This is a genomic window from Salipiger bermudensis HTCC2601, assembly GCF_000153725.1.
Classification (GTDB): Bacteria; Pseudomonadota; Alphaproteobacteria; order Rhodobacterales; family Rhodobacteraceae; genus Salipiger; species Salipiger bermudensis.
Genome location: NZ_DS022276.1, coordinates 4,038,949 through 4,059,558 on the forward strand (window position 1 = coordinate 4,038,949; position 20,610 = coordinate 4,059,558).

Annotated in this window: 16 protein-coding genes, 3 tRNA genes and 2 pseudogenes; 17 read left to right on the forward strand and 4 right to left on the reverse strand. The window is 69.0% G+C overall.

The window, feature by feature from the left end:
- A pseudogene (locus tag R2601_RS27180) lies at positions 1 to 222 on the forward strand (hypothetical protein); the annotation flags it as partial.
- Here the strand turns inward: R2601_RS27180 and R2601_RS19045 are convergent.
- Complete coding sequence (locus tag R2601_RS19045; RefSeq protein WP_007801304.1) at positions 182 to 871, reverse strand: SIMPL domain-containing protein; 690 nt, start codon at positions 869 to 871, stop codon at positions 182 to 184. The pseudogene R2601_RS27180 and the gene R2601_RS19045 sit on opposite strands and share 41 nt — an antisense overlap.
- A 167-nt stretch (positions 872 to 1,038) precedes the next feature.
- Here R2601_RS19045 and R2601_RS19050 point away from each other — a divergent pair, with 167 nt between their 5' ends.
- Complete coding sequence (locus R2601_RS19050) at positions 1,039 to 3,750, forward strand: hypothetical protein (RefSeq protein ID WP_007801305.1); 2,712 nt, start codon at positions 1,039 to 1,041, stop codon at positions 3,748 to 3,750.
- A 66-nt stretch (positions 3,751 to 3,816) separates the two neighbouring features.
- Here the strand turns inward: R2601_RS19050 and R2601_RS19055 are convergent, their stop codons facing one another.
- Positions 3,817 to 6,267, reverse strand: a complete 2,451-nt coding sequence (locus R2601_RS19055; protein WP_007801306.1) for an ATP-dependent helicase — start codon at positions 6,265 to 6,267, stop codon at positions 3,817 to 3,819.
- A 348-nt stretch (positions 6,268 to 6,615) separates the two neighbouring features.
- On the opposite strand from R2601_RS19055, the gene pyc reads away from it, so the two are divergent.
- Entirely contained in the window at positions 6,616 to 10,059 is a 3,444-nt protein-coding gene (gene pyc / locus R2601_RS19060; protein WP_007801307.1) for a pyruvate carboxylase, read from the forward strand.
- A 206-nt stretch (positions 10,060 to 10,265) separates the two neighbouring features.
- Positions 10,266 to 10,667: a rhodanese-like domain-containing protein gene (locus tag R2601_RS19065; RefSeq protein WP_007801310.1), complete on the forward strand. Its 402-nt coding sequence runs from the start codon at positions 10,266 to 10,268 to the stop codon at positions 10,665 to 10,667.
- 9 nt (positions 10,668 to 10,676) lie between these two features.
- Here R2601_RS19065 and R2601_RS19070 read toward each other — a convergent pair whose 3' ends face one another.
- The gene (locus R2601_RS19070) at positions 10,677 to 11,183 is read right to left on the reverse strand and encodes a DUF4405 domain-containing protein (RefSeq protein WP_007801311.1); all 507 of its coding nucleotides are present in this window, start codon (positions 11,181 to 11,183) and stop codon (positions 10,677 to 10,679) included.
- 175 nt (positions 11,184 to 11,358) lie between these two features.
- Here R2601_RS19070 and R2601_RS19075 point away from each other — a divergent pair.
- The 9 genes from R2601_RS19075 (at position 11,359) to R2601_RS19115 (ending at position 16,294) form a co-directional block, all read left to right on the forward strand.
- Positions 11,359 to 11,433, forward strand: a tRNA-Gly gene (locus R2601_RS19075).
- Positions 11,434 to 11,479: 46 nt separating this feature from the next.
- Positions 11,480 to 11,554, forward strand: a tRNA-Gly gene (locus tag R2601_RS19080).
- A gap of 34 nt (positions 11,555 to 11,588) precedes the next feature.
- Positions 11,589 to 11,663 (forward strand) — tRNA-Gly (locus R2601_RS19085).
- Positions 11,664 to 12,051: 388 nt separating this feature from the next.
- Positions 12,052 to 13,026, forward strand: coding sequence for an N-acetyl-gamma-glutamyl-phosphate reductase (argC, locus tag R2601_RS19090; protein WP_007801312.1), 975 nt, complete (start codon positions 12,052 to 12,054; stop codon positions 13,024 to 13,026).
- A 297-nt stretch (positions 13,027 to 13,323) separates the two neighbouring features.
- Positions 13,324 to 13,722, forward strand: coding sequence for a hypothetical protein (locus R2601_RS19095; RefSeq protein ID WP_007801313.1), 399 nt, complete (start codon positions 13,324 to 13,326; stop codon positions 13,720 to 13,722).
- On the forward strand, positions 13,719 to 14,387 hold the full coding sequence (locus tag R2601_RS19100; RefSeq protein ID WP_007801314.1) for a MotA/TolQ/ExbB proton channel family protein: 669 nt from the start codon (positions 13,719 to 13,721) through the stop codon (positions 14,385 to 14,387). The genes R2601_RS19095 and R2601_RS19100 overlap by 4 nt, the downstream gene beginning before the upstream one ends.
- The gene (locus R2601_RS19105; RefSeq protein WP_083793953.1) at positions 14,380 to 14,769 is read left to right on the forward strand and encodes an ExbD/TolR family protein; all 390 of its coding nucleotides are present in this window, start codon (positions 14,380 to 14,382) and stop codon (positions 14,767 to 14,769) included. Before R2601_RS19100 ends, R2601_RS19105 begins: the two co-directional genes overlap by 8 nt.
- Entirely contained in the window at positions 14,769 to 15,158 is a 390-nt protein-coding gene (locus R2601_RS19110) for an ExbD/TolR family protein (RefSeq protein WP_007801316.1), read from the forward strand. Before R2601_RS19105 ends, R2601_RS19110 begins: the two co-directional genes overlap by 1 nt.
- Positions 15,155 to 16,294 (forward strand): energy transducer TonB, encoded by a 1,140-nt coding sequence (locus R2601_RS19115; protein ID WP_007801317.1) that lies wholly within the window; start codon positions 15,155 to 15,157, stop codon positions 16,292 to 16,294. Before R2601_RS19110 ends, R2601_RS19115 begins: the two co-directional genes overlap by 4 nt.
- Before the next feature lie 98 nt (positions 16,295 to 16,392).
- On the opposite strand, the gene R2601_RS27595 is transcribed toward R2601_RS19115, so the two are convergent.
- On the reverse strand, positions 16,393 to 16,515 hold the full coding sequence (locus R2601_RS27595) for a hypothetical protein (protein ID WP_007801318.1): 123 nt from the start codon (positions 16,513 to 16,515) through the stop codon (positions 16,393 to 16,395).
- Between the two features lie 285 nt (positions 16,516 to 16,800).
- On the opposite strand from R2601_RS27595, the gene R2601_RS19120 reads away from it, so the two are divergent.
- From R2601_RS19120 to R2601_RS19135, 4 genes and pseudogenes are all read left to right on the forward strand, one after another.
- Positions 16,801 to 17,856 (forward strand): hemin-degrading factor, encoded by a 1,056-nt coding sequence (locus tag R2601_RS19120; protein WP_007801319.1) that lies wholly within the window; start codon positions 16,801 to 16,803, stop codon positions 17,854 to 17,856.
- Positions 17,853 to 18,730 (forward strand): annotated as a pseudogene (locus tag R2601_RS19125) (heme/hemin ABC transporter substrate-binding protein). The gene R2601_RS19120 and the pseudogene R2601_RS19125 overlap by 4 nt, the downstream one beginning before the upstream one ends.
- A gap of 4 nt (positions 18,731 to 18,734) precedes the next feature.
- On the forward strand, positions 18,735 to 19,814 hold the full coding sequence (locus tag R2601_RS19130) for a FecCD family ABC transporter permease (RefSeq protein ID WP_007801324.1): 1,080 nt from the start codon (positions 18,735 to 18,737) through the stop codon (positions 19,812 to 19,814).
- Entirely contained in the window at positions 19,814 to 20,602 is a 789-nt protein-coding gene (locus tag R2601_RS19135) for a heme ABC transporter ATP-binding protein (protein ID WP_007801325.1), read from the forward strand. Before R2601_RS19130 ends, R2601_RS19135 begins: the two co-directional genes overlap by 1 nt.
- Positions 20,603 to 20,610: the final 8 nt, after the last annotated feature.

Sequence of the window (20,610 nt, forward strand, 5' to 3'; positions counted from 1 at the left end):
GGCGACGAGGCACGCGCCCGCAGCGAGCTGGCCCGCTCCAAGAGCTATCTCAAACCGGTGGTCGAACTGGCGATGACCCGGCGTTGCGACACCGCGCGCCTGGACGCCGAGGCCGAGACCCGCTTCGCCAAGCTCGAGCGCGGCTTCCGCTTCCTCGATTCCCCCCCTTTTCACGTCGGACCTACTCGGCGAGTTCGAACACCATGGTCACCCGGGCATTGATCGTGGATTCGCCCGCGGCGATCGGCGCCGCAGCCACCCGGGCCTCCATCATCGGCATCGGAGACGGCGCGTAGCCGCCGCCGGACTCGGAGATCGACAGCACCGGACCGAGCGTGACCCCGGCTGCCTCGGCCAGCACCTTCGCCCGCTCCATCGCATCTGCCACGGCGTCGCGCCGGGCGGCCTCGCTCACCGGGTCGGGATCCTGCAGGCCAAAGCTCAGCCCCGAGAGGCGGTTGGCGCCATCCTCGGTCACCGCGCCCAGCACCGCGCCAAGCTGATCGAGGTCGCGCACCCGCACCGTCAGCCGGTTCGACGCCTCGTAGCCGGTGATCTCGCGCGGGCGGTCGGAATCATGGCTGTTCCAGATCGGCTGCAGCCCGACATCCGAGGTCTGCCGGTCGCGCGCGGCAATCCCCATGGCATCGAGCCGGGCGAGAATCGCCCCGGCGACCTCGGACGCCTCGTTCATCGCGGCGCCGGGGTCGGGGTTCTGCGCGCTCACGCCGAGGCTTACCGTCGCCATGTCTGGCACGGCGACGGCCTCTCCCTCGCCCGTGACGGTGAGCTTCGGCGCGCTGTCCTGCGCAAAGCCGGCGCCTGCCGACAAAATGAGCGTGCAGGCGGTGATCAGGGCAAGACGACGCATGAGATCCTCCTCGGGACTGGTAAAGATATCGTCAACATCGGGCCTCGAGCCCCATGTCGCAAGGCTCTGCGCCGCAAGCTTTCTTCCGCTCGGCGGAAGGCTGCTGTAGTCTGCAATGCGAGGGCTGGAGACTCCCACAAACAGCCGAGCAGTGGTAGAGACCGGACATGGTACCGAATTTCGCGCTTTCCCTGTCCTTTGACGGCATCGCTCTGCTTCGGCGGGCGGTCACCGGCTGGATGCAGATCGACCGTGTGGCCTTTGACGACGCCGAGCTGGACCAGTCGCTGGCGGCGCTGCGCGACCGCGCCACGGCCCTGTCCGCCGATGGCGCGCAGGTGCTTCTGGTGCTGCCGAGCGAACAGGTCCGCTTTCTCGACATCGCCGATCCGGGACCGGACGACGCCGCCCGCGAGGCCGCCGTGCGGGCGGCGCTCGATGGCGCGACGCCTTATGCGGTCGATGAATTGCGCCATGACTGGACGCTGAAGGGCGACAGGCTCTGCGCGGCCGCGGTGGCTCTGGAAACGCTCGACGAGGCCGAGAGCTTCGTGCAGGCACACGGCTTCACGGCGATGGCCTTCACCACGGTGCCGCCAGACGGCGCGTTCGAGGGCACGGTCTGGTTCGGCACCGCACCGGGCTGGAGTGGCGCCACGCCCGAGCGCCTCAGGACACCGATCGAGATCGTAGATGCCACGCCCGATGCACCCTGGGCCGCAGCGGCCAAACGCGCGTCGGAGACCGTGCCAGAGGCCCCAGAGACCATGCCAGAGACGGCCGCCACCGAGGCGTCCGCGGCTGAACAGGACACGCCCGACGCCACCGACGGGCCGGACCTCTCCGCGCCGGATCGCGCGATCGCGCCCGAGACACCTGTTGCGGACCTCCCCGACGCCGGCCCCGTAGCGCCCGAGAGGGCGCCGGAACCGGCCGCGCCCGAGACCCAGCCGAGCTTTGGCAGCGGCACTTTCGGCCCGGGCGGCGAGGCACGCAGCGATGCGGACGTGCCGCCGCTGCCGGCATCTCGCACCGTGTTGCCGACCCCGTCCGCCACCACCGAACAGCCCGCCGCCCCGAGCTTCTCGAGCATCAGGGCGAGCCGCGTGCCGCCCAAACCCGCCACCGCACTCGCCCTGAGCGCGGCGCCCGAGGCGCCCGCGCCGGGCAGCGCACCAGCGCTCAGGGCAGAGGCCCCGGCCGGCGCGACCACGCCGCGCAGCACTGCCGCCAAGCCGGAGACGGCACGAAAGACGCCCGACAAGGGCTCGAAACAAAAGCTGAAAGCGGAAGCGCCCGCCGCAACCGGGGAGCCAAGCAAACCCGCCAAACCCGCGCGCGATCCGCTTCAGGTTGCCGCCATGCGGCGCAACCGCGGTGAGGATCCCGGCCCCGCCACGGCGCAGGTCAGCGCGGCCGCCGCCGTCGACCCTGAGGAAGAGCGCCGCAGAATGACGGTGTTCGGCGCCCGCGGCCAAGAGGTCGGTGGCAAGCCACGCTTCCTCGGCCTGATGCTGACCGCGGCGCTGCTGCTGTTTCTCGCCGGCGTCGCCGCCTGGGCCTCGGTGTTCTTGGAGGACGGCATCTCGGGGCTGTTCCAGAGCACCGATGACAATACCGCCATCGCCGAGAGCGCCCCCGCCGAGGCGGTCCCCGACACTGCGCCTCCCGCCGAAGCGGAAGGGCTGGCGGAGGCAGAGCCAGAGGCGCCCGTTGCGCCAGAGACGCAGCTGGAAACCGCCGCCCTGAGCGCCGATCCGGCGCCAGAGCCACAGGCGGAGGTCGAGGCCGGGCCCGAGCTCGAGGCGGCAGCCCCGCCTGCCCAATCCGCGCCCGTCCCCGAGGCGGTGTCGCCCGAAGAGGCGGCGGCGAGCTATGCTGCGACCGGTATCTGGCAACGCGCCCCGACCGCGCCGCGCCAGCCCGGCGGCGACGATGTCGATGCGGTCTACATCTCGTCCGTCGATCCGACCGTCGGGCAGTTCGACGCCATCGCCCTGCCCGCGGCGCCGGGTCTCAACGACGATATCGCGCTCGAGCCCGTGCGCCTGCCGCCCGGCCCCGACACCCGCTTCGACCTCGATCCAAGCGGGCTGGTCCGGGCCACGCCCGAGGGCGCGATCTCGCCCGACGGGCACCGCGTCTTCACCGGCCCGCCGCCGCAACGCCCGCCGCGTCGGGCCCCCGCAGAGGCTGCGCCCGAGACCGGCGAGACCGAGGCGCGGGACGGCGCCACGGAGGATGCGTTGCGCGCCGTGCGCCCGCTGGACCGTCCGGAAGATCTGATCGAGCAGGCCGAGCGTGCGACCCTCGGCGGCATCTCCCGCTCTGAACTGGCCGACAAGCGCCCGGTGCTCCGGCCGGCCAGCGTGACGGCGCAGGCCGAGGCGGTCGTCCCGGTCGCTCCGGTGTCCGAAGAGGTGTCCGAAGACATCGCGACCGCGGTGGAAGAGGCGCTCGAGGAGCCAGAGGTGCCAACCGGCACCGCACAGGCGGTGGCGAGCTCGCTCGAACCGCAGATCCGGCCCGGCAACATGTCGAGCCTCGTGCAACAGGCGGCCCGCCGCGCTCCGCAGCCGTCCCAAACCGCCAGCGCCGCGCCGGTGCGCGTGCAGCCAGGCCCCCGGGTGCCGCAGAACGCCAACGTGGCGCGCGAAGCCACCACGGCGAACCAGATCAACCTGCGTGACATGAACCTGATCGGCGTCTTCGGCAGCGCCTCGAACCGACGCGCGCTGGTGCGGCTGTCGAACGGGCGGCTGCAGAACGTCAAGGTCGGCGACCGGCTCGATGGCGGCCGGGTCGCGGCGATCGGCGAAGATGAGCTGCGACTGACCAAGAGCGGGCGCAACATCGTGCTGCGCATGCCGCGCGGCTAACGCCTCCCGGCTGGGAAGCCACGTTTCAACCCAACACGTTGGACCGCGTCCCTTGAGGCCGCTCCGCTAGAACGGCACGTCGTTCTCGGCGTGCACGAAGCGCGCCACCACCTTCTTGACCCCGGCCTTCTCGAAATCGATCTCGAGCTTGTCGCCCTCGATGCCGATCACCGCGCCGTAGCCGAATTTCTGGTGGAACACGCGCTGCCCGGTCTCGAAAGCCGAGACCGCCTGAAGGTCGATCACCGTGTTGCGGCTCTCGCGCGGCTGGCTCATCGGGCGCTGGCCCGAGCGCTCCTGCAGCCGCTTCCAGCCCGGCGAATTGTAGACATTGGCCTCGGCGGCGCGGGTCTCGAGCCCTGATCCGGCACCATAAGGCGCCGCGGCGCCGAAGCCGCCGCCATAGAGCCCCGGCGGGGTCAGCACCTCGACATGCTGCTCGGGCAGCTCGTCGATAAAGCGCGACGGCAGCGCGCTCTGCCACTGGCCAAAGACCCGGCGGTTGCCGGCAAAGGAAATGGTGCAAAGCTGCTCGGCCCGGGTGATGCCCACATAGGCCAGCCGGCGCTCTTCCTCGAGGCCCTTCTGGCCGCTCTCGTCCATCGAGCGCTGCGACGGGAACAGCCCGTCCTCCCAGCCCGGCAGGAAGACCACCGGGAATTCGAGCCCCTTGGCCGCGTGCAGCGTCATGATCGAGACCTTGGCGCCGCTCTCCTCGGTCTCGTTGTCCATGATCAGCGCCACGTGTTCAAGGAAGCCCTGCAGGTTCTCGAACTGCTCGAGCGCCTTGACCAGCTCCTTGAGGTTCTCGAGCCGGCCCGGTGCCTCGGGCGTCTTGTCGTTCTGCCACATCGCGGTGTAGCCGCTCTCGTCGAGGATCATCTCGGCGAGTTCCATGTGGGTCATGCGCGGTGTGCCGCGCCGTGTCTCGCCCACGGTGAGCGGTTCCTCGTTGTCGATCACCGCGTCCTCGATGCCGTCATCGGGCACCTCTCCGCCACGCAGCACCGGGCCGAGCATCGCCTCGCGCCAGCGGGCAAGGTTCTCGCAGAGCTGGCGCAGGTGGCCGCCGCCCTTGCCCTTGATCCGGCCCTCGTCGACCGCGATGCGCGCCCCGTCGAGCAACGACACGCCGAACTGGCGCGCGGTGTGCTGGATCAGCTGCTGCGCCTTGTCGCCGAGGCCGCGCTTGGGGGTGTTGACGATGCGCTCGAAGGCGAGGTCGTCATCGGGCGAGACCACGAGGCGGAAATAGGCCATGGCATCGCGGATCTCCATGCGCTCGTAGAAGCGCGGGCCACCGATGACCCGGTAAGGCAGGCCGATGGTCAGGAAGCGATCCTCGAAGGCGCGCATCTGGTGCGAGGCCCGCACCAGAATCGCCATGTCGTCGAGCGATTTGGGATCAAGCCCGCGGGTGCCCTTCTGGAGCGACTCGATCTCCTCGCCGATCCAGCGGGCCTCTTCCTCGCCGTCCCAGTGGCCGATCAGGCGGACTTTCTCTCCGCCCTCCGCGGCGGTCCAGAGCTCCTTGCCGAGCCGGCCCTCGTTGCCCCGGATCACCCCGCCTGCGGCAGCGAGGATATGCTCGGTCGATCGGTAGTTCTGCTCGAGTCGCACGACGTGGGCGCCGGGAAAATCCTTTTCGAACCGCAGGATGTTGCCCACTTCGGCGCCGCGCCAGCCATAGATCGACTGGTCGTCATCGCCGACGCAGCAGATGTTCTTGTGCCCGCCCGCCAGCAACCGCAGCCAGAGATACTGCGCCACGTTGGTGTCCTGATACTCGTCCACGAGGATGTAGCGGAACCAGCGCTGGTATTGCTCGAGAATGTCGGGATGGGCCTGGAAGATCGTCACCACATGCAGCAGCAGGTCGCCAAAATCGCAAGCATTCAGCTCGCGCAGGCGAGTCTGGTACTGCTCATAGAGTTCGGTGCCGCGGTGGTTGAAGGCCGACGCCTCCGACGCTGGCACCTTCGAGGGGGTCCAGGCGCGGTTCTTCCAGTGGTCGATCAGCCCCGAGAGCTGCCGTGCCGGCCAGCGCTTTTCGTCGATATTATTGGCCGCGAGCAACTGCTTGAGCAGTCGGATCTGGTCGTCGGTGTCGAGGATGGTGAAGTTCGACTTCAGCCCCGCAAGCTCGGCATGGCGGCGCAGCAGCTTGACGCAGATGGCGTGGAAGGTGCCAAGCCACGGCATCCCCTCGATCTGCTGGCCGAGCAGCCGGCCCACCCGGGTCTTCATCTCGCGCGCGGCCTTGTTGGTGAAGGTCACCGACAGGATCTCGTTCGGGCGCGCCTTGCCGCTGACCAGCAGGTGCACGATGCGCGAGGTCAGCGCCTTGGTCTTGCCGGTGCCGGCACCGGCCAGCATCAGCACCGGCCCGTCGAGCCGTTCGACCGCCTCGCGCTGCGCCGGGTTCAGATCGTCGAGATAGGGCGCCGGGCGCGCGGCCATGGCGCGCGCGGACAGCGAAGCGCCTTCGAAGGCGTCCATGTCATCGAAACTGCTCATGCCGCCAATCTAGCGGTTGCGCCACCGGATGGAAAGACGGCGTTCGCGCAATGTTCTCAGCAATCTTTTGCAAGGGGCGACATTCCGCGCTGCCCTGCGACGGCAGGGCTTCAGATCCATGCGGCGCCATCCCGGCCCAACCCGGCAGCCAGCCGATCGGCGCAAGATTTTTCGACATCTCAGCGCCGGTCCTGCCGGAAATCGCCGCTATTCGGTCTCAGCCGAACGATCTTTGCAAAGGCACGTAAGATACATGTCAAATTTGCAAAGCCACCTTGCGCTGCATCGCGGCATCGCGTTCTATCTCGCCGATGGTCTCAAAATAGACCCAAAGGAGGAAGTCAAAGCATGTCCGAATTCCAAAAGATCCTGATCGCGAACCGCGGCGAGATCGCCATCCGCATCATGCGGGCGGCCAACGAGATGGGAAAGAAAACGGTCGCCGTCTATGCCGAAGAGGACAAGCTTGGACTTCACCGCTTCAAGGCCGACGAGGCCTATCGCATCGGCGAGGGGCTGGGCCCGGTCGCGGCTTACCTGAGCATCCCCGAGATCATCCGCGTCGCCAAGGAATGCGGCGCCGACGCGATCCACCCGGGCTACGGCCTGCTGTCGGAGAATCCGGAATTCGTCGATGCCTGCGTCGCCGCCGGCATCACCTTCATCGGTCCCCGGGCCGAGACCATGCGCGCGCTCGGTGACAAGGCCAGCGCCCGCAAGGTGGCGATCGAGGCCGGCGTGCCGGTGATCCCCGCCACCGAGGTGCTGGGCGACGATTTCAAGGCCATCGCCAAGGAGGCCGAGGAAATCGGCTATCCGCTGATGCTGAAGGCGAGCTGGGGTGGCGGCGGGCGCGGCATGCGCCCGATCGAAAGCGGCAAGGAACTGAAGGAAAAGGTGCTCGAGGGCCGTCGCGAAGCCGAGGCTGCCTTCGGCAATGGCGAGGGCTATCTCGAGAAGATGATCACCCGCGCGCGCCACGTCGAGGTGCAGATCCTCGGCGACAAGCAGGGCAACATCTATCACCTCTACGAGCGTGACTGCTCGGTGCAGCGCCGCAACCAGAAGGTCGTCGAGCGCGCGCCCGCCCCCTATCTCTCGGAGGCGCAGCGCGAGGAGCTGTGCGAGCTTGGCCGCAAGATCTGCGCCCACGTGAACTATGAATGCGCCGGCACGGTCGAGTTCCTGATGGACATGGAAACCGGCAATTTCTACTTCATCGAGGTCAACCCGCGGGTGCAGGTCGAGCACACCGTGACCGAGGAGGTCACCGGGATCGACATCGTGCAGGCGCAGATCATGATCGCCGAGGGCAAGAGCCTCGCCGAGGCCACCGGCAAGGCCTCGCAATACGACGTGCGCCTCACCGGCCACGCGTTGCAGACCCGGATCACCACCGAGGATCCGACCAACAACTTCATCCCCGATTACGGCCGCATCACCGCCTACCGCTCGGCCACTGGCATGGGCATCCGTCTGGACGGCGGCACCGCGTATGCGGGCGGCGTGATCACCCGCTTCTACGATTCGCTGCTGGTGAAGGTCACCGCCAAGGCGCCGACGCCGGAAAAGGCGATCAGCCGGATGGACCGCGCCCTGCGCGAGTTCCGCATCCGCGGGGTGAGCACGAATATCGACTTCGTCATCAACCTTCTCAAGCACCCGGTCTTCCTGAACAACCAGTACACGACGAAGTTCATCGACACGACGCCCGAGCTCTTTGATTTCAAGAAGCGCCGCGACCGCGGCACCAAGGTGCTGACTTACATCGCCGACATCACGGTCAACGGGCATCCCGAGGTGCAGGGCCGCCCCCGCCCCGCCGCCGAGCTCAAGCCCGCCCGCCCGCCGGAGCGCCGCGTCGAGGTGACGCCGCCGGGCACCCGCACTTTGCTCGAGGAAAAGGGCGCGCAGGCGGTGGCCGACTGGATGGCAGCGCAGAAGCAGCTGCTGATCACCGACACCACCATGCGCGACGGCCACCAGTCGCTGCTGGCGACCCGGATGCGCTCGCTCGACATGATCAAGGTGGCGCCGGCCTATGCGGCCAACATGTCGGGGCTGTTCTCGGTCGAGTGCTGGGGCGGCGCGACCTTCGACGTGGCCTACCGCTTCCTGCAGGAATGCCCGTGGCAGCGCCTGCGCGACATCCGCGCCAAGATGCCCAACATCATGACGCAGATGCTGCTGCGGGCCTCCAACGGCGTGGGCTACACCAACTATCCCGACAACGTGGTGCAGAGCTTCGTGGCGCAGGCCGCCGAGAGCGGCGTCGACGTGTTCCGGGTGTTCGACAGCCTGAACTGGGTCGAGAACATGCGCGTCGCGATGGATGCGGTGATCGACAGCGGCAAGGTCTGCGAAGGCACGATCTGCTACACCGGCGACATCCTCGATCCCGACCGCGCCAAGTACGACCTCAAGTACTATGTCGAGATGGGCAAGTCCCTCCGGGACGCCGGCGCGCACGTGCTGGGGCTGAAGGACATGGCCGGGCTGCTCAAGCCCTCCGCCGCAGGCCCGCTGGTCAAGGCGCTGAAGGAAGAGGTCGGCCTGCCGATCCACTTCCACACCCATGACACCTCGGGTGCCGGCATCGCCACCATCCTCGAGGCGGCCCGGGCCGGCGTCGACGCGGTCGACGCGGCGATGGACGCGCTCTCGGGCAACACCTCGCAGCCGACGCTTGGGTCGGTGGTCGAGGCGCTGCGCCACACCGAGCGCGACACCGGGCTCGAGATCGACGCGATCCGCGAGATCTCGAACTACTGGGAAGCGGTGCGCGGCCAGTACACCGCCTTCGAGAGCGGCCTGCAGGCCCCGGCCTCCGAGGTCTACCTGCACGAGATGCCGGGCGGCCAGTTCACCAACCTCAAGGCGCAGGCGCGCTCGCTCGGGCTCGAGGATCGCTGGCACGAGGTCGCCAAGACCTATGCCGACGTGAACATGATGTTCGGCGATATCGTCAAGGTGACGCCGTCGTCCAAGGTCGTGGGCGACATGGCGCTGATGATGGTCAGCCAGGGGCTGACCCGGGCGCAGGTCGAGGATCCGAAAAGCGACGTGAGCTTCCCGGATTCGGTGATCGACATGATGCGCGGCAATCTCGGCCAGCCGCCGGGCGGCTTCCCCGAGGGCATCGTCAAGAAGGTGCTGAAGAGCGAGAAGCCGAACACCGAGCGCCCCGGCAAGCACCTTGCGCCTGCGGATTTCGACGCCCTGCGCAAAGAGCTTCAGGACAAGTTCCCCGATGTCGAGTTCGACGACGAGGATTTCAACGGCTACCTGATGTATCCCAAGGTCTTCACCGACTACGTGGCGCGCCACGAGGAATACGGCCCCGTCCGGGTGCTGCCGACCATGACCTATTTCTACGGCATGGAGCCGGAGGAGCAGATCACCGCCGAGATCGACCCCGGCAAGACGCTGGAGATCCGACTGATCACCGTGGGCGAGACCCAGGACGATGGCGAGGTGCGGGTGTTCTTCGAACTCAACGGCCAGCCGCGCACGGTGCGGGTGCCCGACCGCAAGGCCAAGGCAAGCTCGGCCGCGCGCCCCAAGGCGGAGGTCGGCAACCCCAACCACATCGGCGCGCCGATGCCCGGCGTGGTGGCCTCGGTCTCGGTGCAAGCGGGCGCCCAGGTCAAGGAGGGCGATCTGCTGCTGACCATCGAGGCGATGAAGATGGAGACCGGCCTGCACGCCGAGCGCGATGCCACCGTGAAGGCGGTGCACGTGCAACCCGGCGGCCAGATCGACGCCAAGGACCTGCTGATCGAGCTGGAGTGATCGGGGCCGGGTGGGGGCCTCGGCCCCCTTGCCCGGCGTCATTCCTGTGGCGCGGGCGAGAGGGGGCGCTGCCACCCTGTCGCACCAGAGGTGCGCCTGTAAGAAAGAGAGAGGGGGCCAGCCCCCTCTTGGCGCTGTGCGCCAATTCACCCCCGAGGTATTTTTGAACCAAAGAAGCTGCGGGGGAGCGCTTGGGAGGAGAGGATATGGCCTTGAGGGTGAGCGCGGCGGCGCTGGTGGCGGAGGCGCGGGCGCGCATTCCGGAGGTCGAGACCGCTGCGGCGATCGCGCAGCTTGGTGACGAGGACCTTCTGATCGTCGACATCCGCGACGTGCGCGAGCGACAGCGCAGCGGGTTCATTCCGGGATCGGTACACGCACCGCGCGGGATGCTGGAATTCTGGGTCGATCCCGAAAGCCCCTATCACCGGGAGGTGTTCGCTCAGACGGGCAAGCGCTACCTGTTTCACTGCGCCAGCGGCTGGCGTTCGGCCCTGGCGGTGGCGATGCTGCAGGACATGGGCTTCGATGCCGCCCACCTGCGCGACGGTTTCACCGACTGGGTGGCCCAGGGCGGACCGGTGGAGCGCCCTGCCCCGAAGGACTGAGACAGCCGCTCAGCTGCCTTGCGCAGCGAGCAGCGCCAGAATCGCCTCGGGCGGCTGGCCGGACGCGACAGCGATCTCCGACAGGCTCTGCGAGGAGTCGGCAACGGTGAAGCCGGCCGCGCTCAGCGCCGCGCCGAGCGCCTCAGGGGTTTCCCCCATCACCGAGGCCACGGCGTCGACCGAACCGTTCAACACCTGCTGGGCGACGGCGAATTGCGGCGGACGGCCGCCACTGGCCGAGTTGGAGGCAGAGGGAACCACGAAGGCCAGCGCCGCGGCCAGCGACGCCACCATCGCCACGGCGAAGACCGGCCTGCGCAGGTAGGCGCTCATCGGGCGCCAGTTCTTCCAGATATGCAGCGCGAAAGGCAGGATCAGCACGATGCTGAGCCATTCGTGCATGGCGTGGAAGGTGGCGGGCGCCCAGTGGAAGAACAGGGCGACGCCCGAGACCAGAGAGACGAGGAACAGGCCGGTAACAAGCGGGGTGGCGGTGCGGTTGAGAAGCTGTGACATGGCAAAAGGCTCTGTGATGCTGCGGGTCGCGAAACGGCGCCGCGCCGCCCCTGCGGCACGACTGTTCCTGAAACGCGGGGCGCGGGACGCCCCGTCGCAGGTTTCGGTGAGAAAGATGAGTTTTTCTCTTGCAGACCGGCGCGGGAGACTCTAAATCGCCTCCACCACCAAGGGGGCGGGCGTAGCTCAGGGGTAGAGCATTACCTTGCCAAGGTAAGGGTCGGGCGTTCGAATCGCCTCGCCCGCTCCAGATGGTGGTTTACCCGGCCGGGTTCACCCGGCAAACGGTCTGATATGCGGGCGTAGCTCAGGGGTAGAGCATTACCTTGCCAAGGTAAGGGTCGGGCGTTCGAATCGCCTCGCCCGCTCCAGACCGACCCAAGGCGGAGAGATCCGCCGCGCCGAGCGGGCGTAGCTCAGGGGTAGAGCATTACCTTGCCAAGGTAAGGGTCGGGCGTTCGAATCGCCTCGCCCGCTCCAACTTTCCTCCCGACTGAACTTCGGTGGGGGGAACGTGACGCAAAGGGCTGCCTTCGGGCGGCCCTTCGTCGTTTCGGGGGACACTTGGGCCCCTGCCCGTCATTTACGGCGCGAAAACGCACGCCGCGCTCAGGGAAGCGCTTGACCCGGGCTCCGCCTGCCGACATGTCTTTTGGCGATGTTCAGGACCACCGCCCAGTTTGACCGACGCCGACGCAGCACCCACATGCTGCGGTCCGTCAAGCTGCGCGTCGATCCCTGCCCTCACGAGAAATAGCCCGCGCGCCGCAGGCTCTTCCGAGCAAGGCACCGCAGACCCGCGTTCCTGATCCCCCGCAGCCCCCGGCTCCGGGGGCTTTTGTTTTTCCGAAACCGAAAGGACATCACCATGAGCATTCGCGTCGGCATTGTCGGCATCAGCGGGTTTGGCGGCGGCGAAGCGCTGCGCCTGATCGCGAGCCACCCTTCCTTCGAGCTGGTCTACGCCGCCGGCGAAAGCAGCGCCGGCAGCCGTCTCGTCGACCGCTTCCCCGGCGTGCCGTCGAAACTCGCCGGGCTGGAGATCGCGCGGTGGGATCCAGAGGCCCTGCCCGATCTCGACCTGCTCTTTGCCTCGCTGCCAACGGGCGCATCGGCCGAAGCGCTGGCGCGGGTGCCCGAGGGCGTGAAGATCGTCGATATCGGGGGCGATCACCGCTACGTCGATGGCTGGACCTACGGGCTGGCGGATGTCTGGCCCGAGCGGATCCGCGGCCAGACCCGCATCGCCAACCCCGGCTGCTTTCCGGTCGCGACACTGACGGCGCTGGCCCCGCTGCTGGTGGGCGGGCTGATCGAGCCGGGCAACATCGTGATCGACGCCAAGACCGGCATCTCCGGCGCCGGGCGTGGCGGCGACAGCCGGTTCGGCTATGCCGAGAGCAACGAGAACCTGCAGCCCTACGGACTGCTCCAGCATGTGCACATGCCCGAGATGGCCACCACCATCGCACATCTGGCCGGCGGGGCTGCCGAGGGCCTAGTGTTCACGCCGCATCTCGTGCCGATGACCCGGGGCCTTCTGGTCACCATCTATGGCCGCGGCACGGCCAGCACCGGCCAGTGCCTCGAGGCCGCGCGCGCCTATTATGCCGAGCGTCCTTTCGTGCGTGTGACCGAGCGGCCGCCGCAGACCAAGTGGGCGAGCGGCTCGAACCTCGCCTTTGTCAGCTATGCCGCCGACCCCGAGCGCGACCTCGTGATCGCGATGGGCGTGGTCGACAATCTCGGCAAGGGGGCGGCGGGACATGCGGTGCAGAACGCCAACCTGATCTGCGGGCTGCCCGAAACGGCCGGGCTGGAGGGCGCACCGGTCTGGCCGTGACGCGACATCTGGGGCCGTCCACCGTTTCCCGGGCGGCCCCGCCCCCCTCCAGGCCCCGCTCTGACAGGAAAACCCCTTTGCCCGCCGGGCCTTGTCCGGCGGACACGCATCGCGGTCGCCGCGAACGAATAGTTGATTAAGTTTATAAGGTATTGTCTTCCATCTTGCTTTGTGGTGACTCTCGGCCGCAAATGGCGGCAAGCTCGTGCCCGGTTCGGCACTGCCAGCCGGATCCTGCATATCGTGTTTCTGATGGAGTCGCCGGTGCCTTCAGCCCTTTCCCGCTTCGCCTCTGCCATGCCGCTTGTCGCGGCGCTGGCTCTTGCCACCCCGCTCAAGGCGCAGGAGGCCGGGATCTCGGTCGAGCTCAACGCCCAGGAGCAGGTCGAGGCTGGCTGCAAGCTGAGCTTCCTCGCCCGCAACGGCCTTGACGGCGACATTGCCAAGGCGGTCTACGAGACCGTGCTCTTCGACGGCAACGGCCAGGTCGAGCGCCTGACCCTGTTCGATTTCGGCACCCTGCCCGCGGGCAAGCCGCGGCTGCGCCAATTCGTGGTGCCGGGCCTGCAATGCGAGGCGCTGGGGCAGATCCTGATCAACGGGGCCAGCACCTGCGAGGCCGGGGAACTTGGCGCCGCAGCCTGCCTTCAGGGACTTACCCTCAACAGCCGCACCGACGTGGAGATGATGGGATGATCGATCAAGTGTCTACCGACCTGCGCGGCCTGCTGCTCGAGCTTTACGAGCTTGGCGGGCCCGTTGTCCTGATCCTCGTGGCGGTCTCGGTCGTCACGCTCGCGGTGGTGCTCTACAAGCTCTGGCAGTTCCGCGCCGCCGGCGTCGGACGCCACAAGGCGCTGCGCCACGCGGTGGATGCGTGGGATGCCGGCGACGAGGCACGCGCCCGCAGCGAGCTGGCCCGCTCCAAGAGCTATCTCAAACCGGTGGTCGAACTGGCGATGACCCGGCGTTGCGACACCGCGCGCCTGGACGCCGAGGCCGAGACCCGCTTCGCCAAGCTCGAGCGCGGCTTCCGCTTCCTCGATTCCGTGGCGCAGCTGTCGCCTCTGATGGGGCTTTTCGGCACCGTTCTGGGGATGATCTCGGCGTTCCAGGCGCTGCAGGATGCGGGCTCGCAGGTCGACCCCTCGATCCTCGCCGGCGGCATCTGGGTGGCGCTGATGACCACCGCGGTGGGCCTTGCCGTCGCGATGCCGACGTCCGTGGTCCTGAGCTGGTTCGAGACCCGCATGGAGGCCGAGCGCGTGCTCGCCGAGAAGGCGCTGCGCAGCATCCAGTCGCCCTCGAACCTCAGCGAGCGCGCCGTCCCTGCCTCGGAGGGGTCGCTGGCCCATGCGTAAGGCCCGGCGCAGGCGCAGGCTTTCGATGACGTCTCTGATCGACGTCATCTTCCTGCTGTTGCTGTTCTTCATGCTGACCTCGACCTTCACCCGTTTCTCCGAGGTCGAGCTCACCGCCGCCGGCTCGGGCACGCCCCCGCAGGCCCCGACGGAAGCCCCGCTGTTCCTGCGGCTCGGCGCAGAGACCGCGCAGCTCAACAATGTCGAGCTGCCGCTCGACGGGCTGGCCGAGGCGCTGGCCGAGGCGCGTGGCGAGGGCGATGCCCCCCGCCAGCTGCTGGTCGCGATGCGCCCCGATGTCAGCGCCCAGCGTCTGACCGATCTACTGGTGGTGCTGCGTGGCGTGACCGGCATTTCACCGACCATTCTGGGAGCCTCGTGATGCGCGCCCGACGTCCCAAATCCGAGCGCGAACCGACCATCGCGCTGATCAACATCGTCTTCCTGATGCTGATCTTCTTCCTTGTCGCCGGCACGCTGGCGCAGCCGCTCGACCCGGCGCTCAAGCTGGTCAGCACCGCCGACCTCGAAGGCAGCGCCCCGCCGCCCGATGCGTTGGTGGTGCATCCCGATGGCCGGCTGAGCCAGGGCGGCAGCGATGTGGCGGACGCCGAGAGCTTTCTCGCCACGCTGGACGAGCCCGCGCTCGAGACCATTCGTCTCGTGCCCGACCGCGAACTGCCCGCCGCCGAACTGGTGGCGCTGGCGCGCGACCTGCGCGCCGGGGGCGCCCAGCGCGTGCTGATCGTCAGCGAAAGGGGGCTGGAATGATTGCCCATTCGCGCACCGCGAAACTCGTCGCGATCCTGCTTGCCGGCAGCGCCCATGGCGCGCTGGCGCTGGCCCTGATGCCGGACACGCCCCCAACCCTCATAGAAGGCAGCGGTGGCGCCGCCGAGGCGCGTGTCGGCTCGAGCTTTCAGGACATGGCCGCCGGCACGCTGAGCGCAACGCCGTCGGAGGACATCGTCGAGGCGGAACCGGTCGAGGAGGCTGCGCTCCCCGAAGAGACACCCTCCGAAACCGCCCCAGTGCCCGATGCCGAACCGGTCGCGCCGGAACAGGCCCAGCCTGCTCCGCCGGAGCCCGTGACCGAGACCGCCGAGGCCGTTCCCACCGAACCGGTCGCACCTGAGCCCGTGGCACCGCTGACCGCCGCCCCCTCGCCCGACGTGGTGGCCGCGCTCGCGCCGCCGGAACCGGACGAGGCAGAGCAGCCCGAAGAGCTCGAGCCGGAGGCCATCCAGCCTCAGCCCGACGCGACCGAGGACGCGGACCCCGAGACTGCCGAAGCGGTGACGCCGGAGGCGCCGGAGCCCACGCAGCCCGAGGAGACGACCGAGGCGCTGGCCCCGGAAGAGGAGCCCGAAGAGGAACCGGAAGAAAAGGCCGAGGACGTTCCCGAGACCGCGCTGGCCAGGTCGCTGCGCCCGATGGAGCGGCCCGACACGCTGCGCCGCCCTGAGCCCGAGCCGGAGCCCGCGCCACGCCGCGAACCCCGTCAGGAGCCGAGAGAAACCCGGCAGACGCAGCGCGCGCCGCAGGGCAATTCCGACCGCAACGCCCGCGCCGGTCAGGCGCAGGGCAGTGAGACCGCGACGGCCACCCGCAGTGGCAGTGGCGGCTCCTCGCGAGAGGCCGGCAATGCCGCGGCAAGCAACTATCCCGGCCAGGTCATGCGCAAGCTTAGCCGCGTGCCGCGCCCGCGCATGAACGCGCGCGGCGCTGCCGTGGTGGCCTTCAGCATCGCCGGCAGCGGCGGGCTTTCCGGTGTCTCTCTGGCGCGCAGTTCCGGCTCGGCGGCGCTCGACCGCGCGGCGCTTCAGGTGGTGCAGCGCGCCGCGCCTTTCCCGGCCCCGCCGGCAGGGGCCCAGCGCAGTTACTCGATCCAGATCAAGGCGCGCTGAGGCCTTCGCCCGCGCAAGCCCCGCAGAAACAGAAACGCCCCCCGGATCGCTCCGGGGGGCGTCTCTCTCCGAGCGCCGCGAGGGAAACAGCAGCGGGATCAGAAGAGCTTGGACAGGCTCACCATGACGGTGCGACCGGGCGCCTTACGGGATGCCAGATGCGAGCTGTAGTCGAGGTCGAAGGCGTTCTCCAGACCGAAACCGCGCTTGGTGCAATACAAGGCGCCGACCAGCGCGCCCCGGGTGGCGCGCAGGTTTGCACGCTGTCGTCGCCCACATCCGGGAGCTACGCGTCATCAGGATATCCCCTCTGGCCAGCCCCATCTCTGATCGGTCGCTGCTGTCATGGGCCGGCATGACACTGGAACAGCCGCGTTTCGAGGCGTCTTTCCGGTTGGTGCTTGCAGCACACCATTTATCCAAGTAAAACAGTCAAGAACGACCCGCCAGCCTGTTCGTGCCAGCCGTCACTTTCCAGACATCTGCCGAAGGACCGGACTGGCCCCATGAGCGACCCGATCGAGACCCCCACCCCATCCGCCATTCGCGCCGCGCTGGCAGACTCTCCCAAGCTGCGCAGCCGCGACCTTGCCAATCAACTCAACATCTCCGAGGCGCAGCTTCTGGCCGCGCAGACCGGCCGGGGCGTGACCCGGATCAGCGCCGATCCCGACCTGCTGATGCCCGCCGCCGAAACGCTGGGCGAGGTCATGGCGCTGACCCGCGTCGAGGCCGCCGTGCACGAGAAGGTCGGCCACTACGCAAATTACCACTCCGGCCCGCATGCCTCGATGGTGCTCAACGAAGCCATCGACCTGCGCATCTTCCCCAAGCACTGGGTGCACGGGTTCCTCGTCGAGCAGGAGAGTGATCACGGGCCGCGCCGCAGCCTGCAGGTCTTTGACGCCGCCGGTGACGCGGTGCACAAGATCCACCTGCGCGAGGGCTCAAACCTCGCAGGATGGACCGCGCTGAAGGAGACGCTGGCCACGGGCGACAGCTCCGACCGGCTCGAGGTTCGCCCCCGCGAGCCGGTAGAGGCGGCAAAGTCCGACCCGTCGAAGCTCGAGATCCTGCGCAAGGAATGGGCGCGGCTCACCGACACCCACCAGTTCCTGCGCCTGTGCTCCAAGCTCAAGATGAACCGGCTCGGCGCCTATCGCATCGCCGGCGCGCCCTTCGTGCGCGCCCTCAACCCGATGGCGGTCGACACAATGCTCGAGGTGGCGCGCGACCGCGAGACCGGCATCATGCTCTTCGTCGGCAATCGCGGCTGCATCCAGATCCATTCCGGCCCGATCCACAGCCTCAAGCCCATGGGGCCTTGGCAGAACATCATGGACCCGGGCTTCAACCTCCACCTGCGCCGCGACAAGGTGGCCGAGCTTTGGGCGGTCGAAAAACCGACCCAGCGCGGCCCGGCGATCTCGGTCGAGGGGTTCGACGCCGAGGGCGGGCTGATCTTCCAGTGTTACGGCATCGGCAAGGAGGGCAACGACCACCGCCCGGCATGGCGCGAAATCGTCGAGGCCCTGCCCGATAGCGAACAGGTGCCCGCATGAGACGCCGCTCCTTCTCCGCCATCGCCGTCAGCTCCGCGGTCTATCTCGCCCTCGGCGCGCTTGGTGCCGCGCTGAGCCCCGCCGAGGCCGCCCGCGGCGAGGCCGACACGCTGGCCATCGGTGGCTCGGTAACCGAGATCGTCTACGCGCTCGGCCAGGAACATCGGCTGGTGGCGCGCGACACCACCTCGACCTACCCGCCCGAGGCCACCGCCCTGCCCGATGTCGGCTACATGCGCGCGCTCTCGCCCGAGGGCGTGCTCTCGGTCGGCCCCGACCTGATCGTGTCGGAGGAAGGCGCCGGCCCGCCGGAAACTCTTGCCGTTCTCGAAGAGGCCGCGATCCCCTTCGTCACCGTGCCCGGCGCGTTCACCGCCGAGGGCGTCGCCGCCAAGATTCGCGCCGTGGGCGACGCGCTCGACGCCTCCGAGGCGGCCGAGACGCTGGCCGCAGAGGTTGCGGACGAGATCGAGGCAGCCTCGGCCCGTGCGGCGGCCCATGCCGACGCACCCAAGCGCGTGCTCTTCATCCTGTCGGCACAGGGCGGGCGCCTGATGGGCGCGGCGACGACCACGGCGCCGCCGCGATCATCGAGCTTGCCGGCGGGGTCAACGCGCTTGAGGGCGTCACGGGCTACAAGCCGCTCTCGGACGAGGCCGCAGCCGCCGCCGCGCCCGACGTGATCCTGATGATGGACCGCATGGGCGATCACGGCGCCAGCCCGGACGAGCTTTTCGCCCTGCCCGCGCTGGCCGTCACCCCGGCCGCCGAGGCCCGCGCCCTGATCAAGATCGACGGTCTGAAACTTCTGGGCTTCGGCCCCCGGACCGGCGAGGCCGTCACCGAGCTTTCCACCGCGCTCTACGGAGACTGACCCCATGGTCGCGCTCACCGATCCCGCCGCGCTCGATGCCCCCGCGCCGCCCGACCGGCTGGCCCGGGCCCGCCGGCTGCACCTGTGGCTGGCGCTGGCCCTGGTCGCGATCTCGCTCGCCAGCCTCACCGTCGGCGCGACCGGCGTGCAGCTTCTCGACGTGGCGGGCAGCCTCGCCCGCGGCGAGGCGCTCTCGCGCATTGAACGGGTCGTGCTGCTCGACATCCGCCTGCCCCGGCTGGTGATGGGGCTTGCGGTGGGCGCGGCGCTGGCGGTCTCGGGCGCGGTGATGCAGGGGCTGTTCCGCAACCCGCTGGCCGATCCCGGCATCGTCGGCGTCAGCGCCGGCGCAGGGCTCGGCGCCATCCTCGCCATCGTGCTGGGCGGCCTGCTGCCGCCGGCGCTTCTTGGCCTCGCGGGCGCGCATCTGGTGCCGCTCGCCGCGTTCCTCGGTGGCTGGATCAGCACGCTCCTGCTCTACCGCGTCGCCACCCGCCGCGGACAGACCTCGGTGGCCACCATGCTGCTGGCCGGCATCGCGCTGGCCGCGCTTTCCGGCGCCGTCTCGGGCGTTCTGGTCTACATGGCCGACGACACCCAGCTGCGCGACCTGACCTTCTGGGGCCTGGGCTCGCTGGCCGGCGCCAGCTGGACAAAGCTTGCCGCGGCGCTGCCGATCCTGCTGATCGCGGTGAGCGGCGCCATGCTGCTTGGCCGCTCGCTCAACGCGCTGGCGCTCGGCGAGGCCACCGCCGCCCATATCGGCATCCCGGTGCAGCGCATGAAGCGCCTCGCCATCCTCTGCGTCGCCGCCGCCACCGGCGCCGCGGTGGCGGTCTCGGGTGGCATCGGCTTCATCGGCATCGTGGTGCCGCACCTGCTGCGCCTCGCCTCCGGCCCCGATCACCGCGCGCTGCTGCCCAACGCGGCACTTCTGGGCGCGGCGCTGCTGGTCGGCGCCGACATGATCTCGCGCAGCGTCGTGGCCCCGGCCGAGCTTCCGATCGGCATCGTGACGGCGGTGCTCGGCGCGCCGGTCTTCCTGTGGATCCTGCTGCGGCAGCGTGGCGTGGTGGACCTCTGATGCTCGACGCACGCGACATTTCCGTCCGCCTTGGACGCAGCGAGATCCTGAAGGGCATCGATTTTGCCGCGAAGCCCGGTCAGCTCACCGCGATCTGCGGCCCCAACGGCTCGGGCAAGACCACGCTGCTGCGCGCCATGACCGGCGACCTGCCCTGCACCGGCACCGTCACGCTCAACGGCCGCGACATCGCCCACCTCGCCCCGTGGGAGCTCGCGGCGATGCGCGGCGTGCTGCCCCAGGCCTCGGCGCTGGCCTTCCCGTTCACGGTGCTCGAGGTGGTCGAGATCGGCCTCTCGCGCGGCCGCGCCGCCGGGCAGACCCGCGCCGCCATGCAGGCGCTGGCGCGGGTCGATCTCGCCCATCACGCCGGCCGGCCCTACCAGTCGCTCTCGGGCGGCGAGCAGCAACGCGCCCAGCTTGCCCGCGTGCTGGCGCAGGTCGGCGCACCCACCGACGCGGACGGCCCGCGCTGGCTGCTCCTCGACGAGCCGGTCTCGGCGCTCGACATTGCACATCAGCTCGAGGTCATGCAGATTGCCCGCGATTTCGCCGATGCCGGCGGCGGCGTGGTGGCGGTGATGCATGATCTCAACCTCACCGCCATGTTCGCCGACCGCATCGTGCTTCTGGCCGAGGGCCACGTGCTGTCCGCCGGCACCGTGGCCGAGGTGATGACCTCCGAGACCCTCTCCCGCGCCTATGGCTGCCGCCTTCAGGTCGGCACGGCGCCGCCCCCCGGCACCCCGTTCCTGCTTCCCCACGCCGCGCGTCTCGCGGCGGAATGACCCCGAAA

Excerpts from the sequence above, each read along its gene's own strand:
- R2601_RS19045 (WP_007801304.1), bottom strand. The coding sequence starts at position 871 with ATGCGTCGTCTTGCCCTGATCACCGCCTGCACGCTCATTTTGTCGGCA.
- R2601_RS19050 (WP_007801305.1), top strand. The coding sequence starts at position 1,039 with ATGGTACCGAATTTCGCGCTTTCCCTGTCCTTTGACGGCATCGCTCTG.
- R2601_RS19055 (WP_007801306.1), bottom strand. The coding sequence starts at position 6,267 with ATGAGCAGTTTCGATGACATGGACGCCTTCGAAGGCGCTTCGCTGTCC.
- pyc (WP_007801307.1), top strand. The coding sequence starts at position 6,616 with ATGTCCGAATTCCAAAAGATCCTGATCGCGAACCGCGGCGAGATCGCC.
- R2601_RS19065 (WP_007801310.1), top strand. The coding sequence starts at position 10,266 with ATGGCCTTGAGGGTGAGCGCGGCGGCGCTGGTGGCGGAGGCGCGGGCG.
- R2601_RS19070 (WP_007801311.1), bottom strand. The coding sequence starts at position 11,183 with ATGTCACAGCTTCTCAACCGCACCGCCACCCCGCTTGTTACCGGCCTG.
- argC (WP_007801312.1), top strand. The coding sequence starts at position 12,052 with ATGAGCATTCGCGTCGGCATTGTCGGCATCAGCGGGTTTGGCGGCGGC.
- R2601_RS19095 (WP_007801313.1), top strand. The coding sequence starts at position 13,324 with ATGCCGCTTGTCGCGGCGCTGGCTCTTGCCACCCCGCTCAAGGCGCAG.
- R2601_RS19100 (WP_007801314.1), top strand. The coding sequence starts at position 13,719 with ATGATCGATCAAGTGTCTACCGACCTGCGCGGCCTGCTGCTCGAGCTT.
- R2601_RS19105 (WP_083793953.1), top strand. The coding sequence starts at position 14,380 with ATGCGTAAGGCCCGGCGCAGGCGCAGGCTTTCGATGACGTCTCTGATC.
- R2601_RS19110 (WP_007801316.1), top strand. The coding sequence starts at position 14,769 with ATGCGCGCCCGACGTCCCAAATCCGAGCGCGAACCGACCATCGCGCTG.
- R2601_RS19115 (WP_007801317.1), top strand. The coding sequence starts at position 15,155 with ATGATTGCCCATTCGCGCACCGCGAAACTCGTCGCGATCCTGCTTGCC.
- R2601_RS19120 (WP_007801319.1), top strand. The coding sequence starts at position 16,801 with ATGAGCGACCCGATCGAGACCCCCACCCCATCCGCCATTCGCGCCGCG.
- R2601_RS19130 (WP_007801324.1), top strand. The coding sequence starts at position 18,735 with ATGGTCGCGCTCACCGATCCCGCCGCGCTCGATGCCCCCGCGCCGCCC.
- R2601_RS19135 (WP_007801325.1), top strand. The coding sequence starts at position 19,814 with ATGCTCGACGCACGCGACATTTCCGTCCGCCTTGGACGCAGCGAGATC.